Source organism: Providencia xihuensis, from assembly GCF_041953405.1.
Classification (GTDB): domain Bacteria; phylum Pseudomonadota; class Gammaproteobacteria; order Enterobacterales; family Enterobacteriaceae; genus Providencia; species Providencia vermicola.
Genome location: NZ_CP169565.1, coordinates 722,779 through 739,206, shown reverse-complemented (window position 1 = coordinate 739,206; position 16,428 = coordinate 722,779). Strand labels below are relative to the sequence as shown.

Here is a 16,428-nt window from a genome sequence, read left to right as displayed (position 1 = left end):
TGATTTCGATATCAATCTATATGCGGCTCAATATTTCTTTTTCAAGGGCATTTTTCACCCTGAGCCTAAATTATTTTTCAATACGCAATAATTCACAGAGATATCGGTTGATGCTTTAAAGATGGGGTCGTAAATCCATTCATCAAGGGGGGAATTAAAAAAAATTTGCATTTATTGCAAAAAAACCTGTCTTGTGATCATTGTTTAGGCAACTAAAACTGCGTATGATTCGCCGCCACTGCCATTTTAGCGGTGTTTATTTCTTTTTATCTATTTGAATTTTATATATTTTACCAGAGGTTATATGCAGTCTAGCTCTCTTGCAAATCCAGGCCCACTTGGTTTACTAGGCTTTGGTATGACAACCATCCTGTTGAATATTCATAACGCAGGATTTTTTCCGCTTTCATCCGTTATTTTAAGCATGGGTATTTTTTATGGTGGGATTGCCCAATTTATCGCAGGGCTGATTGAATATAAAAAGGGCAATACATTTGGCGCAACCGCATTTACCTCTTATGGGATGTTTTGGATTGCATTAGTTGGTTTATTATTTTTACCAACTATGGGGTTAGCCGAAGCCACCTCGCCTGAATTTTTAGGCGTTTTCCTTGCTATTTGGGGGATTTTTACCTTTTTCATGTTCCTTGGCACATTTAAAGCTAACGTTGTGCTGCAATTTGTTTTTGGTAGCTTAACAGTCTTATTTGCCTTACTTGCTATTGGCAATCTAACGGGCAACGCTGCGCTGCTCCAATTTGCAGGTTTCGAAGGAATTATCTGTGGTGCGAGTGCGTTCTATTTAGCGGTCGCAGAAGTGTTAAATGAGCAATACGGCAGAACTGTGCTACCTATTGGCCAGCGCGGCTAATTATTGCTAATGGTATTTAATCAGGTGAGTGAATGCTCACCTGATTGTATTCAAAACTTATTCAGTACGGATCGCCGATTTTGGCCTAAACGCCTTAACGATTGTAGGATCAGTTTCCACATACGGGCCATCGAGCAATTGAATGCAATAAGGAACACTGGCAAAAATCCCTGATACCAGTACATTTCCTTCCTTATCTTTCAACCCTTCCAATGTTTCAGCAATGGCTTTTGGCTGCCCTGGTAAGTTTAAAATTAAGGCCTGATTGCGGATCACGCCGACTTGACGCGATAAAATAGCAGTGGGAACGAATTTCAAGCTAATTTGGCGCATTTGCTCACCAAACCCTGGCATTTCACGATCGGCGATGGCTAATGTTGCATCTGGTGTCACATCACGACGAGCAGGCCCTGTGCCACCTGTGGTAAGCACTAAATGGCATGCAAACTCATCCACCAGCTCACACAAAGTTTGTTCAATCATGACTTGCTCATCTGGAATTAACCGCGTTTCAATGCGAAAAGGCGTTGTTAGCGTTTTTGCTAACCACTCTTCTAATGCAGGGATGCCTTTATCTTCATAAATACCGCTCGAAGCACGATCAGAAACAGAAACCAGACCTATGCGCAATTCATTCATACAAACCTCAAAAATTGACTTATCAGAAACTGTTTATTTGCCCATAAACAGGTGTAATATCATACCATGAAGCATATTTTCATGCAGCGTTGTGGCTTTTTTATATTTAAATTGAGATATAAATCAATGAAAAATAGCCATAAAAAAACCCAACCAATTGGCTGGGTTTTGACGACGCTAGAAAAATTACAGTAAATCCGCAATCATTTTTTCCAGTTTTTCTTGGTCTACAGCAAACTTACGGATACCGTCAGACAGTTTATCAACCGCCATTGGATCTTGGTTATGCTGCCAGTAGAATTCAGCTTCAGTCAGTTTAGCACCTGGCTCTTGCGTTTTACCCGCGTCAGTCAGTTTACGTACTAATGTGCCTTCAGACTCAGACAGCTCTTTCAGTAAGCCTGGGGAGATTGTTAAGCGATCGCAACCTGCTAATTCAATGATTTCGCCCACATTACGGAAACTTGCACCCATAACAACTGTTTTATAGCCGTGCGCTTTGTAGTAGTTATAGATTTCAGTTACAGAAACCACACCTGGATCTTCTTGTGGTGCAAACTCTTTTTTGTCAGTATTTGCTTTGTACCAGTCAAGGATACGGCCCACGAATGGAGAGATCAGGTAAACACCTGCTTCTGCACAAGCGCGTGCTTGAGCAAAAGAAAATAATAAAGTCAGGTTACAGTTGATGCCTTCTTTTTCCAGTTTTTCCGCTGCACGGATACCCTGCCAAGTAGACGCTAATTTAATCAGGATGCGATCATTGCTGATACCCGCATCGTTGTACATTTTGATTAAATGACGTGCTTTAGCAATACAGGCTTCTTCGTCATAAGAAAGACGTGCATCAACTTCGGTAGAAATACGACCCGGAACTAATTTCAGAATTTCCAGACCGATATTCACAGCCAGTTTGTCACAAGCATCAATAATTTGTTGCTCACGATTGCTGCTTTGCTTACGTGCCCATTCAACCGCTTCATCAATTAATTTACGGTACTCAGGAATTTGTGCAGCATTTAAGATCAGCGACGGGTTGGTGGTCGCATCTTGTGGTTTGTAAAGCTTCATTGCTTCGATGTCGCCTGTATCAGCAACAACAGTTGTCAGACTACGTAAGGAGGTCAGTTTATCGGTCATTTCTTTAATCTCGTTGTTATACCCGTTATATTTCAAGTTGTAGCGGTGTTGGCTACGCTCTCTCGCTCTAGTCATATACTAATGTATGCTCCTAGAGACTCGTTTACTTGCCGCCTACCTACAACTTGAAGTATTTAGGGTAACCCGTCATGCTTCAAGTTGTAGATGTATTGGCTAACAGACTGCAACTTGAATTACTTTGCGTATTATAAAGGAATTGTGGCTATCGCCGCACCGTCTACAGATAATATCATGCATCCATATTGCTGCAAGCAAGGAAATCTAGTCAAAAGCAACTATTTGATTGGCAATCGGTTTCGCAACTTGATATCAAGCTGAATCCTTTTAGCGAAATATCTCGTCAGCTAACAATAGCAAAGAATAATATTGATTTGCCTTATTGCATCAATTAGCTATTTAGGATGAATTTTTGCTAAAGTAAGCGTTATTATTCTTTTATAAAGGGTCAAGTCATGCTTATTACTATTTCACCTGCAAAAACACTAGACTACGAAAGCCCGCTTGCGACAGCAAAATTTACGCAACCTGAGTTATTAGCAGAATCGCAAAAGCTCATCAAAGAATGCCGTAAGTTAACCCCTGTGGATATCGCCAGTTTAATGAAAATCAGTGATAAATTGGCAGGCCTCAACGCCGCTCGTTTTGCAGAATGGCACGCAGACTTTACCCCTGAAAATGCACGCCAAGCCATTTTAGCGTTTAAAGGTGATGTTTATACGGGAATGAAAGCAGAGACATTTTCCCCAGCAGATTTTGAATTTGCCCAATCCCATTTACGTATTTTATCGGGTCTTTATGGTATCTTGCGCCCATTAGATTTAATGCAGCCTTATCGCCTTGAAATGGGAATTTCACTAAAAAATACCCGTGGTAAAAACCTCTATGAATTCTGGGGCGATATCATTACCAAACAATTGAACCTGGCTCTTGCTCAGCAAAAAGACCAAGTCTTAGTCAACCTTGCATCTGACGAATATTTTAAATCGGTAAATACCAAAAAATTAGATGGGAAGATTATTAAGCCTGTTTTCCTTGATGAGAAAAACGGCAAATACAAAGTCATCAGCTTTTATGCAAAGAAAGCACGCGGTTTAATGAGCCGATTTATTATTCAAAATAAACTGACAAAAACCGATCAATTGTCTGACTTTAATTTAGAAGGTTATCAATTTGATGAAAGCCAATCTAAAGGTAATGAGCTCATTTTTACTCGCCCAGAACAAATTTAATCTTCTAACAGAGGGTATTCACTCACAGTGAATACCCTCTGTTTTCAATGCATCCCAAAATTCTTCGTACACCATCACAATTTCGCGATAAAAAGACCATACTAAATTAAATTAGCATCGATTCCTCAGCTCACATTTGGGGTTTATGACAATATCAGAATGATTTTTGCTCACTATTTTGGAGGTGAAGTATGCCTTATGTCGCATCATCAAAGCGCTATACTGAAATGGAATACCGTTTATGTGGCCGCAGTGGACTGCGTTTACCACTGATTTCATTAGGGTTATGGCATAATTTTGGCGATAACAAATCGTTTGATAACTGCCAAGCCATGGTGCGCCATGCTTTTGACCTTGGTATTACGCATTTTGATCTTGCCAATAACTATGGCCCTCCTCCAGGATCTGCCGAAACGAGGTTTGGCCAGATCTTACAGCGAGATTTTCTACCTTATCGCGATGAAATGATCATTTCATCAAAAGCGGGGTTTACCATGTGGGATGGCCCCTATGGCGATTGGGGAAGCAAAAAATATTTGGTTGCCAGTCTCAACCAAAGTTTAAAGCGTATGGGGCTTGATTATGTGGATATTTTTTACCACCATCGCCCAGACCCTGATACGCCATTAGAAGAAACCATGGCTGCTCTTGACTTAATTGTTCGCCAAGGAAAAGCACTGTACGTTGGGATTTCAAACTACCCCGCCGATTTAGCGAAAGAGGCCATTGGTATTCTGACTGAATTAGGAACACCCTGCCTTATCCACCAACCAAAATATTCCATGCTTGAACGCACGCCCGAAGAAGGTTTGTTTGATGTTCTTGAAGAAGAAGGCGTAGGTTCAATCGCATATTCTCCACTTGCTGGCGGGATCTTAACGGATCGCTATTTAAATGGTATCCCCGCCGACTCACGAGCTGCTGGTAATCCGTCATTGCCTCCTGAGCGACTGACTTCTGCTATCTTAGCAAAAGTTAAACAGTTGAATGAAATTGCGGCAAAACGCGATCAAAAGCTAAGCCAAATGGCATTAGCGTGGTTATTACGCCATGATAGGATCACTTCCGTTTTGATTGGGGCAAGCCGTATTAGCCAAATTGATGACGCAATAGGGATCTTAAAAAACCGCGATTTTAGCCAAGAAGAACTAAAATCTATTGAGCTGATATTAGAAAGCTAACCACCGTCACAAAAGTTGCAGGTTCCCCTGCAACTTAATCTATTTTTCTGAACTAACGGTATTCGCCATTGGCTTTAAATTGAACCACTGAATACGGCTGCGTTCTTCCATCTGGCTGCTCCATCCCTAAGCTGCCAATTGGCATACCTGGTACTGAAATTCCAACCACATCCGCAGGCAACGTATCAATCGCATCTAAACTGCTCACAGGCACATGCCCAACAATCACTTTACCTTTATATTTCGCGATATGGCAGCTGCGTAAGTTATATGGCACATTCAGCTCATCATTCAGCTTGTTCAATTCATCATAACTGATTTCATTGACCACAACGTCATACCCTGCTTTTTTTACTCCTTCTCCCCATAACTGGCAGCAACCGCAATTGGCATCTTTATATAGTTGCACGCTCTGGTTTTGAGAAAATGCAGAAAATGACAGTAAAAACATTCCACCTAAAATTATCTTTTTCATTGCTATTTACCTTATCAATAATAATGATTAATACCTGTAAAATTTCTATTTCTTATGGCGTATTTGGCAAATTAATTTATATGCAGCTGGAATGATAAATAACGATAATAATGGTGCCGTTATCATCCCGCCAATCATTGGGGCAGCAATTCGGCTCATCACCTCTGACCCAACTCCTGTTCCTAATAAAATTGGCAATAATCCCGCTAAAATAACGGCAACTGTCATCGCTTTAGGTCGGACGCGCAATACTGCCCCTTCATATAACGCACTATCTAAATCCTGATTGGATAATGTATTTATTCCTTGCAGTTTTTCTCTGTCTTCAATGGCATGCCTTAAATAAATCAACATCACCACACCAAATTCAGCGGCAACCCCTGCTAATGCAATAAAGCCAGTCCCTGTTGCAACGGATAAATTAAAGTTCATCCCATATAGGAACCAAATCGCACCCACTAATGCAAAAGGCAAACTTAATAAAATCAACAGAGCCTCGCTAAAGCGCCTGAAAGCTAAATAGAGCAAGACAAAAATAATCATAATAGTAGCAGGTACCATTAACATTAATTTTTGGTTGGCTCTTTCAAGTAATTCAAATTGCCCTGTGAAGGAGTAGCTGACCCCTGGTTTCATTTGAATATTATTTTTTATTGCCATATCAATATCATTAATGACAGAGACCATATCCCTATCCCGCGCATCGATATAAATCCAACTGGTGGGCCGTGCATTTTCTGTTTTTAGCATCGGTGGCCCCATTTGCACTACCACATCAGCCACATCACTGAGAACGATTTGTTGCTTATTGGGTGTTAAAATCGGTAATAGTTTCAATGCAGAAACACTGTTTCGATAATCCTGTGGGTATCTTAGGCTAATGGGATAACGCTCAATCCCTTCAACGGTTTCTCCTATCATCTCCCCCCCTGTCGCCATAGAGATATAAACCTGTACATCGCTGATACTCATACCAAAACGAGCGGCTTTTTCCCTATCGATTTTGACATCAACATACCGACCGCCCACCAGCCGTTCGGCTAATACAGAGACGACCCCTGGGACTGTTTTCGTCACTTTTTCAATCTGTTGCGCAAATGCATCGATTTCTTCGAGGTCTTTCCCTGAAACTTTAATGCCTATCGGGCTTTTGACCCCTGTGGAAAGCATATCGATTCGATTACGAATCGGTGGAACCCATAAATTAGCAACTCCTGGCAAACGCACAGTTTCATCTAACTCATCGATAATTTTTTCCAATGTCATCCCTTCACGCCAGTCAGACTGTGGCTTTAAACGAATGGTGGTTTCGATCATTTCCATCGGTGCCGAGTCAGTAGCAGTTTCTGCTTTCCCCACCTTGCCAAAAACGGTATCAACTTCAGGAATAGTTTTGATTAGCTTATCGGTATTTTGTAATAAAAACGCCGCTTGAGCAGGAGATACCCCCGGTAGTGTCGAGGGCATATACAGCAAATCACCTTCATTAATTGACGGGAGAAATTCACCCCCTAAATGCTTTAATGGCCATATCACAGTAAACAATGACAGAATGCCAATCAGCAATGTCGTTTTCGGCCATGCCAACACTTTTAATAAAATTGGGCTATATATTGCAATTAGCCAACGGTTTAGTGGGTTTTTATTTTCATTTGGGATATTACCGCGGATCCAATACCCCATTAATATCGGAATTACGATTAATGCTAGTGCAGCAGCCCCAGCCATCGCATAGGTTTTGGTAAATGCCAGAGGGCCAAATAAACGCCCTTCTTGGCCTTCCAACGTAAAGATGGGAATAAAAGACAACGTGATAATAAGTAAGCTGATAAATAATGCAGGCCCGACTTCAACCGCTGAGTCAGTAATTAATTTCCAACGCTGTGTATTATCAAGAATTTGCCCTTCATGTTGATGTTGCCATTTTTCTAATTTTTTATGGGCATTTTCAATCATCACAATAGCCGCATCAACCATTGCGCCAATCGCAATCGCAATTCCCCCAAGCGACATAATGTTTGCATTTATTCCTTGGTAACGCATAACAATAAACGCAATAAATAGCCCTAGAGGTAAAGAAATAATCGCTACTAAAGCAGAGCGGAAATGCCATAAGAAAACTGCACAAACTAAAGCAACAACAATAAACTCTTCTAACAATTTATCGCTGAGGTTATCAATCGCATTATCAATCAGAATGCTTCTATCATAGGTTGTGATGATTTCAATACCGTCTGGCAAACTCGCGCTCAAATCTTCAAGCTTTTGTTTTACATCATGAATAACATTTCGCGCATTTTCACCTGAACGTAATAAAATGATCCCACCGACAACTTCACCTTCCCCGTTAAGCTCAGCAACACCACGGCGCATTTCAGGGCCTTCTTGAATGCGAGCCACATCTTTCAGGTAGATTGGGACGTTATTTTCCGCCATTTTTAGGTAGATTTTATTAAAGTCATCCATGGATTGCAGGTAACCATTGGCTCTAACCATAAACTCAGCTTCGGCAATTTCGATGGAAGACCCACCAGCCTCTTGGTTCGCCATTTCAACTGCTTGTTTTATTTCAGGTAACGTCACTGAAAACTGCGTTAATTTAAGTGGGTCAACAATAATTTGATAGGACTTCACTACACCACCAACTGTTGCAACTTCAGAAACATTTGGCAGCGCTTTTAATTCATATTTCAAAAACCAATCTTGCAGCGATCGTAATTCAGCTAAGTTATGTTTACCGCTTTTATCAACCAAGGCATATTCAAACACCCAACCTACACCCGTTGCATCTGGGCCAATTGAGGCGACCGCACCTTTTGGCAGTTTTGCCTGAACTTGGTTTAAATATTCCAAAACCCGTGAACGAGCCCAATATAAATCCGTATTATCCTCAAAAATCACATACACATAAGAGTCACCGAAGGCAGAAAAACCGCGAACTGTTTTCGCCCCTGGTACGGATAACATTGTGGTCGTAATCGGGTAAGTAACTTGATTTTCAACCAGCTGGGGAGCTTGCCCTGGGTAAGTGGTTTTGATGATCACCTGCACATCAGATAAGTCAGGCAGTGCATCAACAGGCGTACTACGGATACTCCATATTCCTATTATGACTAAAAATACCACCCCCATTAAAACTAAAAAGCGATTCGCAACCGAGCGTCTTATAATCCATTCCAACATAGCCTACTCCTTAGATTTATGCGATGAATGATTTAATGACGTGGATTGCACGGGAAGCGCCTCCATTCGGGCTAATGCACCCGCAATATTTGCTTCTGAATCGATCAGGAAAATACCTTGCGTCACAACCTTTTCGCCAACTTGTAACCCTTGTGAAATAGCCGTTGTTTGCTGGGACTCTGCCATAATACGCACGTTCTTAGGGATAAACTCCCCTTGCTCCCCCACCACAATAACGTGTTGTTCTTTCCCTGAATCCACAATAGCTTGAGAGGGGACTAATAAACTTTCTTGGCCTTTCGCCAATACGTTTAAATAGGCGGTCATTCCTGGTTTTAATACATTGGCGTTATCTTCAATTTCTGCACGGATATTGATGGTACGGCTTGCTTGATCCGCACTTGGTAATACTAACCAGTTTTTCACTATAAATTGCTGAGTTGAATAAGCGGGAATAGAAACAGAAAACTGGGCTTGTTTAGTCAATAATTCCGCCGCTGATTGGGAGACGGATGCATTCACCCACAGGGGATTAGTTCCCTGTATTTGGGCGATAGTCACTTCTTTAGAAATATTCATTCCTAAACGTAGATTTAATGCAGTAATAACACCGGATATCGGTGCTTGAATGGTAAAGCGTGTTTGCACTTTCCCCGTTTTAATAAATTGGGATAGCGATCCTTCAGGCATTCCATTTAATCGTAAGCGCTCGATCACGCTATTAAGATCAGATTGGTTAGCACCCATTTGTTTTAACGCTAAATATTCACTTTGCGCCTCAACCCACGCAGGGATCGTTAAATCTGCAATTGGAACGCCTTTTTGAATTCGTTCACCAACGGTAAATGGATAAACTTTTTCCACAAAACCGCTTTCCCTTGCTTGTACAATCGCAAATTGGTGATCATTAAACGTAATTTCAGCAGGAAATGTTAGGTCATAGCTTAATTGCCCCCATTTTACCTCAACCGTTTTTAACCCTAAATTTTGGGTTTGAGTTGGATTAATGGTGACTCCTTTACTCTTTGCTGATCCTTGGTTTTCATCGGCATATTTAGGCACAAGATCCATGTCCATAAATGGCGACTTACCTGGTTGATCAAACTTGGTATTTGGATACATAGGGTCATACCAATACAATACCGTTCGTTCTTGTTTTTCCATCAGTTGACTATTATTTTCTTCAACAAAAAAATAGCGATAAAACAAGATTGAAATAACGCTCGATACAATAATAACCAACAGCAATTTAGTGAGGTTAATTAATGACATAACATCTCTCTATCTAATTAGTTTATTTTTTCGACGGATTTCAATATTGAAAGATTGCCTTTTTGCTCAAAGGAAAATTTTAATTCGTCATTGTCTTGTAAGCCTTTAATCATATTTTCATCTTCATAAGTGAAGCGCATCGTCATTGGTGGCCAACCAATACTTTCAATCTCTTTGTGGTTAATCGTTAATTTCTTATTTTCTTTATCAATAGAAATTAATTTCCCTTCCGTATTGATAACAGGTTCTGCAACTTTTTCGGGGTAAACTGAGTGATTATGATCCGCTGTATTTGCGTAACCTGTCGCAGTGAACATGCCGATTGAAAGGGCAAAAATAATGCCGTTTAACTTTTTCATACTTATCCTTATGATTTAATAAACCCACCACCTAGTGCAGAGAATAAAGTCACCTCATTCTTCTGCTGTTCGATTTTTAACTTCAGTAAATTTTGCTGCTCAGTAAATAAGCTTCTCTGTGCTTCAAGTACATCAAGGTAGCTAGCACCCCCATGGCGGTAACTTGATTGTTTCTGTGTTAAGACACTCTGCAATGTATTGACGTACAGTACCTGCTCACTTAATTGCCTCTCCAAACTCGACTTAATAACCAACGCATCTTTCACTTCACGAAATGCTACTTGAATACTTTTTTCGTAGTTCACTATGGCTTTATTTTTACGAATATTTGCGAGCTCTAGATTTCGGCTATTTGTTCCCCCAGTAAAAATAGGTAAGGTGATTTTAGGAATAAAATTCCAAATACCATTAGAAGAATCAAATAAGCCAGATAACGAGTCGTTACTGTTAGCAACACCAGTATTGAAGGAAATCGACGGGAAAAAGGCGGCTCTTGCTACGCCAATATTGGCATTTTCAGAAATAATGTTTTGCTCTGCTGCTATAATATCTGGACGGCTTAATAGAATGTCAGACGATAAGGCTGAGGGGGCTGTAATCAACGGGTAATTAAGCTCAAAACCACCTTCTGGCATTTTGACTTGTTGAATATAGTCATTCGTTAAAAAATTCACTAAGTTTTCATTTCTGGCAATTTCGCGGTGAATGTTTTCGATATTGATCTCAATTGACTGAACTTGCCCTCTCGCTTGTTCTAAATCAGCTAATGTCGCTTTTCCCGCTGCCACTTTTTGTGCCACAATCGACTGGCTATTGAGGTAACTGGCTTTCGTCTCTTGTGCAATCAATAAGAGTTGCTGGTTATACGCCACATCTAGATAAGCCTCAGCGACCGTTTTAATGGTTAAAATTTGAGTCGCTCTGAGCATCTCTTCTGAGGCAATAAATTTGGCTCTATCGGCTTCAGTTAAGTTCCTTATTCGCCCAAAAAAATCCAATTCATAGCGAATATCTACGCCTGCATTATATTTTTTATCGAATACAGCGCCTTGCTGTAACCCTTGGCTATACTCGCTCCCCATTGAAGCATTCATCTGCGGATATTTTTCTGCACTGGCTAACCCAAAACGGGCTCGAGCTTCTTCGACATCCAATACCGCTAAATAAAGATCACTATTTTTTTCAAGCGCACGCTGAATAACCGCTTTTAGTTGCGAGTCTTGAATAAATGCTTGCCAGCTTGGTACTGAAAATGTTGATTTTTCACTTGAGGTGGGTGCACCGCTGTTTAATTGGTTCGGGATATTTAAATTTGGGCGTTGGTATTCAGGCGCTAATGAAACACAGCCACTTAAAATTAGGGCATTCGCTATCAATAATATTTTGGGAAAATACATGGTATAGCCATGCCTCTAGTGATTTAAATTAGCGTTATCGTAAAAAAAGCCATCTGTTAGATTCATGACATGAAAATGACAAATTTGTCATTTTACATTTGTGGATTTCAATGCTTAGAATGAAGTCGTACAAATATTGTCGTTGAGGTGACTGTGAAATTACTGATTGTGGAAGATGAACATAAAACCAGAGAATATTTATCCAAAGGATTAACAGAATCTGGCTTTGTGGTTGATGCAATAGAGAATGGGATCACAGGCCTACATATGGCGACAACTGAAGCGTATGATTTAATTATTCTTGATGTGATGCTACCCGATATTAATGGTTGGGAAATTGCCAAAAACTTGCGATCAATGGGAAAAAATGCCCCCATATTAATGCTAACAGCCTTAGGTAATGTTGAGCATCGAGTAAAAGGGCTCGAATTGGGAGCCGATGATTATTTAATCAAACCTTTCGATTTTTCTGAATTACTAGCACGCGTTCGTACATTACTGCGCCGTGGTAATAATAGTATCCAAAAAACTCAATTTCATATTGCAGACCTTCATGTCGATTTAATAAAACGACGCGTTACTCGTGCCAACGATAAAATTAATTTAACCAGTAAAGAATTCGCGCTACTTGAATTTTTTGTTTTACACCAAGGTGAGGTTTTATCTCGCTCTTTGATTGCCTCAAAAGTGTGGGACATGAATTTTGACAGTGATACCAATGTCATTGATGTGGCGATTAAGCGTTTAAGATCAAAAATAGATCTCAATTACGAGCCAAAATTGATCCATACCATCAGAGGAATGGGATATTTACTAGAGATCCCAGAAAATGATTAAATTATTTAATACGCCTGTCTCTATCTTAACTCGACTCGTCATTTTGATCGGTGCGACACTATCACTGGCTTTATTATTATTTAGTTGGATCATGATCAACTCCGTTGTGTTACATTTTAAGCAACAGGACGAATACACCTTAAGCCAGATAAATTTAACCATTAGTAGCTTATTAAGTGAAAACTCAGATCCACAAAATGAACAATTTTCTCGTATACAAACTATTTTAAATGAGCACCAAGATATTGCTGTTTACCTTTCAGATAATCAGGGTAATACGTTAGTTTCCCCCAATACGAATAAAGAAATTATTGAAGCATTAAAAAACTATAATGTTGAAAAAGATAACCACGACCAATATCTTGAAAATTACCGTATTGCTGAAAGTCATATTCAGGTTCGCGTGCCGAATGACACAAAAAAATATCGATTAGTAACCGCACTTTCTCTTAACTTTCATCATGATTACCTGAGCTCCTTAATCAATAACTTAATCATTAGTGCTGTTTTACTCTGTTTATTAACAGTTATTATTGTCTATTTTCTCGTCATTAAAGGGCTTAAGCCCCTTAAAGAAGTCAGTGACAAAATTAAAAATGTCACGTCGGAAAATTTGAGCATTCGGTTAGACCCCACATCCGTACCAAAAGAATTAAAGCAGCTCACTGAATCATTTAACCAAATGATAGTGAAAATTGAGGATGTTTTTGTTCGGCAGACTAATTTTTCTGCCGATATCGCTCACGAGATGCGAACACCGATTACAAACTTAATGACAGAAACTCAAATTTCGCTAAATAAAAATCGGACAAAAGAGGAGCTTGTCGAAGTCCTTTATTCAAACCTAGAAGAATATAACCGACTTTCCAGAATGATATCCGATATGCTTTTTCTTGCTCAAGCAGATGATAATATGCTTATCCCTGAAAAAAAACTTATTCATATTAAAGCTGAGATTGAGTTAATTTTTGATTATTTTGAATATCTTGCTGAAGACAATGAAATAAAACTGAAGCTTATTGGAGATGCAGAACCAATTATGGCTGACAAAGATATGCTTAGAAGAGCTATCACAAATTTAATTTCAAATGCTATTCGTTATACGCCCAAGGGTGACACTGTTAGTATTAATATATCCAATATAAAAAATGGTATTGAGCTTATTATAAGTAACCCTGGAGTTAAAATACCAGAAGAACACTTACCAAAACTTTTTGACCGTTTTTATCGAGTTGATAAGTCAAGACAACGAAAAAATGAAGGAAGCGGAATTGGCCTAGCAATTGTTAAATCAATTATTTTAGCGCACAAAGGATATATAACAGTCTCTTCAGATGATTATTCAACACGTTTCACTTTAATTTTGCCAAAAAATTTTTAATCCCAATAACGCTTAAATGGCATTTTTGTCATTTAAGCGTCAGCATGAAGACAGAAATGAAACCTTATTATAGTAACAAGAAAAGCAATTTAATTTAATAAGGATTTATTATGAACAAGTTTGTCTTTGCCTTAACGCTTCTGGTATCAACAACTCAGGTTGCATTAGCCCAAACTAATGCTGAAATACATGAAAATGCGGCTACAGCACTAAGTTTCACCGAGAACAATACGGCTTATTCCAATCTAAAAGCGATTAATAGTCATTTAAACCAAGCTGGTATATCCACAAATAAAAACACTCGTTCTACCGAACCATTTTCGCAACTGGATAGTCATGAACAAGCCGCTATTGCTTTAAGTTTTACCCACAATAATACCTCAGCATCTATCTTGAATATGATTGAAAAACATCAAGAAAAATCAAAAAAATCGACCAAAAGTGAAACCTCAGTAGCAAAACTATTTAGTGATATGAATGAGCATGAAAAAGCCATTGCCATGCTAAACTTCAACAAAAACAGTTCATCTGAATCAATTCAAAAAGAAATACAGTTTCATTCCAATAGAATGAATTAGAGTATAATTAAAAGCCATATTAATATACAAATATGGCTTATTCTTAACATATCAAATTATTAAAATTAATTTTTATTATTTAATTGACTAAATTAAATTTTATTACGTTATCTATTCTAGATTTGCTTTTAACCTGACCATAAATAAACTAGTCTTTTTTATGCAGTTCAATTTTAACTTTTAAAAAAGGAAATTATATGTATATAAAATCCACTCTATTCTCATTAATATTATTCCCTCTAGTATCTTCTGCCTTACCAATTTTTCCACCGATTCTAACTCCACCTATTATTTATCTACATTCAAATCAGACTCAAGCAACAAATGGAGATGATGGTGATGTTTGGGTAGAAGAAAAAAAAGGGGATGAGGGCGATGTCTGGGTTAACAACAATAAAGGCCATAAACATTCTTAAGTTATTAAGATATAACATTGCACTTAATTTATTCACCTGAGCAATAGTTATATAAACAAATGATAGTTATGTTTTGGCAATACTTAAAAATAAAGTGGGATATTCTCTTTGTTTATCCCACTTTGTATTATTTTTACGAATGATTTCTAATTATGATTTAGGTGCAAGTTTCATCAAAAAGTGACGTAGCTGCGCAAAATCAGAGGGTAAGAAATGCGATAACAATGGCAAATCTGCACGCTCAGCTAATTCTTTCGGTAAAGGTATTTCCTTATTAAGGATTTCTTCAACACTTTCCTTAAACTTAGCAGGATGTGCCGTACCTAAAAATAGACCATATTCACCCGCTTGGAGTTGATCACGTAACACACGGTAAGCAACCGCCGCATGAGGTTCAGATAAATAGCCTTTTTTATCCAATTCGCGAACAGTATCTTTTGTCACTTCATCATCAACTGCACCAAATCCAAGTTCTTTCAAAGACCAACTTTTGCGGCGAAAGAGTTCTTCAATACGTGGCCAGTTATTTGGCTGGCTCACATCCATCGCATTAGACAATGTTGCGACAGTTTGATGCGGTTTCCACTCACCTTCGACTAAATAACGTGGAACAGTGTCATTCACATTGGTTGCCGCAATAAAGCGTTTAACAGGTAAGCCCATGGATTTCGCCAATAAACCTGCCGTGAGATCGCCAAAGTTGCCGCTAGGAACCGAGATCACCAGTTGATCGCGTTTTTCTGCTGGGATCTGTGCAACCGCTTCAAAGTAATAACAGATCTGCGCTAATAAGCGGCTGATATTGATCGAGTTCGCGGAGTTTAAAAATAACGCTTTTTTCAACTCTTCATCATCAAACGATTGTTTAACTAATGCTTGGCATGCATCGAAATCGTCTTTAATTGCCACCGTGTGAATATTTTCACCCAGCGTACAGAACAGTTTTTCTTGTAGCGGGCTAATTTTGCCTTCTGGGTAGAGGATCACGACTTGGACGTTATTTAAACGATAGAAAGCATGTGCCACTGCCGCACCTGTATCACCAGACGTTGCGGTTAAAATAGTCACAGGTTGCTCACCTGCAACTTGCCCCAGAGCTTGTGCCATAAAGCGTCCACCAAAGTCCTTAAATGCCAATGTTGGCCCGTGGTATAGCTCTAGAGTTGCCACGTCATCTTCCACTTTAGAAACAGGTGCAGGGAAAGTAAATGCCGTTTTAACACGCGCCGCAAGCTCTGCTTCTGGAATCTCATCACCAATAAATGCGCTCAGAATTTTACTACTGCGCGTAACGAAATCTAATTTTAATAATTCGTCGATTTCTGCTGTGCTAAATTCTGGCAAATCTTGTGGAAAAAATAGGCCTTGTTGCTTGCCTAAACCTTGCTTGACGGCTTGCGCAAAGCTGACTTGTTCGTTGTTATCTTTTAAATTATACAGTTTCATTGT

At 39.2% G+C, this 16,428-nt stretch carries 15 protein-coding genes; 7 read left to right on the top strand and 8 right to left on the bottom strand.

Translation table 11 applies throughout. From position 1 onward, the window contains the following. Positions 1 to 304 precede the first annotated feature (304 nt). A complete protein-coding gene (satP, locus tag ACE2AL_RS03180; protein WP_272538973.1) occupies positions 305 to 871 on the top strand; it encodes an acetate uptake transporter in 567 nt (188 codons plus the stop codon). 57 nt (positions 872 to 928) lie between these two features. On the opposite strand, the gene mog is transcribed toward satP, so the two are convergent. Together mog and tal are read right to left on the bottom strand one after the other, a co-directional pair. Further along, positions 929 to 1,510 (bottom strand): molybdopterin adenylyltransferase, encoded by a 582-nt coding sequence (mog, locus tag ACE2AL_RS03175; RefSeq protein ID WP_206084524.1) that lies wholly within the window; start codon positions 1,508 to 1,510, stop codon positions 929 to 931. Positions 1,511 to 1,696: 186 nt separating this feature from the next. After that, the gene (gene tal, locus ACE2AL_RS03170) at positions 1,697 to 2,650 is read right to left on the bottom strand and encodes a transaldolase (protein WP_272539038.1); all 954 of its coding nucleotides are present in this window, start codon (positions 2,648 to 2,650) and stop codon (positions 1,697 to 1,699) included. 473 nt (positions 2,651 to 3,123) lie between these two features. On the opposite strand from tal, the gene yaaA reads away from it, so the two are divergent. Together yaaA and ACE2AL_RS03160 are read left to right on the top strand one after the other, a co-directional pair. After that, entirely contained in the window at positions 3,124 to 3,900 is a 777-nt protein-coding gene (gene yaaA / locus ACE2AL_RS03165; protein WP_206084523.1) for a peroxide stress protein YaaA, read from the top strand. Positions 3,901 to 4,091: 191 nt separating this feature from the next. Then, on the top strand, positions 4,092 to 5,081 hold the full coding sequence (locus ACE2AL_RS03160) for an aldo/keto reductase (protein WP_206084522.1): 990 nt from the start codon (positions 4,092 to 4,094) through the stop codon (positions 5,079 to 5,081). Between the two features lie 52 nt (positions 5,082 to 5,133). Here ACE2AL_RS03160 and ACE2AL_RS03155 read toward each other — a convergent pair whose 3' ends face one another. The 5 genes from ACE2AL_RS03155 to ACE2AL_RS03135 are packed head-to-tail and all read right to left on the bottom strand — an operon-like array spanning position 5,134 to position 11,767. After that, positions 5,134 to 5,556 (bottom strand): DUF411 domain-containing protein, encoded by a 423-nt coding sequence (locus ACE2AL_RS03155; protein ID WP_206084521.1) that lies wholly within the window; start codon positions 5,554 to 5,556, stop codon positions 5,134 to 5,136. Positions 5,557 to 5,601: 45 nt separating this feature from the next. After that, positions 5,602 to 8,739 (bottom strand): efflux RND transporter permease subunit, encoded by a 3,138-nt coding sequence (locus ACE2AL_RS03150; RefSeq protein ID WP_272681914.1) that lies wholly within the window; start codon positions 8,737 to 8,739, stop codon positions 5,602 to 5,604. A 3-nt stretch (positions 8,740 to 8,742) separates the two neighbouring features. Then, entirely contained in the window at positions 8,743 to 10,011 is a 1,269-nt protein-coding gene (locus ACE2AL_RS03145) for an efflux RND transporter periplasmic adaptor subunit (RefSeq protein WP_272574280.1), read from the bottom strand. Positions 10,012 to 10,028: 17 nt separating this feature from the next. After that, on the bottom strand, positions 10,029 to 10,370 hold the full coding sequence (locus tag ACE2AL_RS03140; protein ID WP_241016854.1) for a copper-binding protein: 342 nt from the start codon (positions 10,368 to 10,370) through the stop codon (positions 10,029 to 10,031). Between the two features lie 8 nt (positions 10,371 to 10,378). Beyond that, on the bottom strand, positions 10,379 to 11,767 hold the full coding sequence (locus tag ACE2AL_RS03135) for an efflux transporter outer membrane subunit (RefSeq protein WP_206084518.1): 1,389 nt from the start codon (positions 11,765 to 11,767) through the stop codon (positions 10,379 to 10,381). A 153-nt stretch (positions 11,768 to 11,920) separates the two neighbouring features. On the opposite strand from ACE2AL_RS03135, the gene ACE2AL_RS03130 reads away from it, so the two are divergent. From ACE2AL_RS03130 to ACE2AL_RS03115, 4 genes are all read left to right on the top strand, one after another. Beyond that, positions 11,921 to 12,604, top strand: coding sequence for a heavy metal response regulator transcription factor (locus tag ACE2AL_RS03130; protein WP_353168062.1), 684 nt, complete (start codon positions 11,921 to 11,923; stop codon positions 12,602 to 12,604). Further along, positions 12,597 to 13,985 carry a Cu(+)/Ag(+) sensor histidine kinase gene (locus tag ACE2AL_RS03125; RefSeq protein ID WP_349415725.1) on the top strand — a complete coding sequence of 463 codons (1,389 nt, stop codon included), beginning with the start codon at positions 12,597 to 12,599 and terminating at the stop codon, positions 13,983 to 13,985. Before ACE2AL_RS03130 ends, ACE2AL_RS03125 begins: the two co-directional genes overlap by 8 nt. A gap of 110 nt (positions 13,986 to 14,095) precedes the next feature. Next, positions 14,096 to 14,563, top strand: a complete 468-nt coding sequence (locus ACE2AL_RS03120) for a hypothetical protein (RefSeq protein ID WP_375083971.1) — start codon at positions 14,096 to 14,098, stop codon at positions 14,561 to 14,563. A 197-nt stretch (positions 14,564 to 14,760) separates the two neighbouring features. Beyond that, entirely contained in the window at positions 14,761 to 14,979 is a 219-nt protein-coding gene (locus ACE2AL_RS03115; protein WP_272574285.1) for a hypothetical protein, read from the top strand. Positions 14,980 to 15,129: 150 nt separating this feature from the next. On the opposite strand, the gene thrC is transcribed toward ACE2AL_RS03115, so the two are convergent. Continuing rightward, positions 15,130 to 16,425, bottom strand: coding sequence for a threonine synthase (gene thrC / locus ACE2AL_RS03110; protein ID WP_375083970.1), 1,296 nt, complete (start codon positions 16,423 to 16,425; stop codon positions 15,130 to 15,132). Positions 16,426 to 16,428 lie beyond the last annotated feature (3 nt).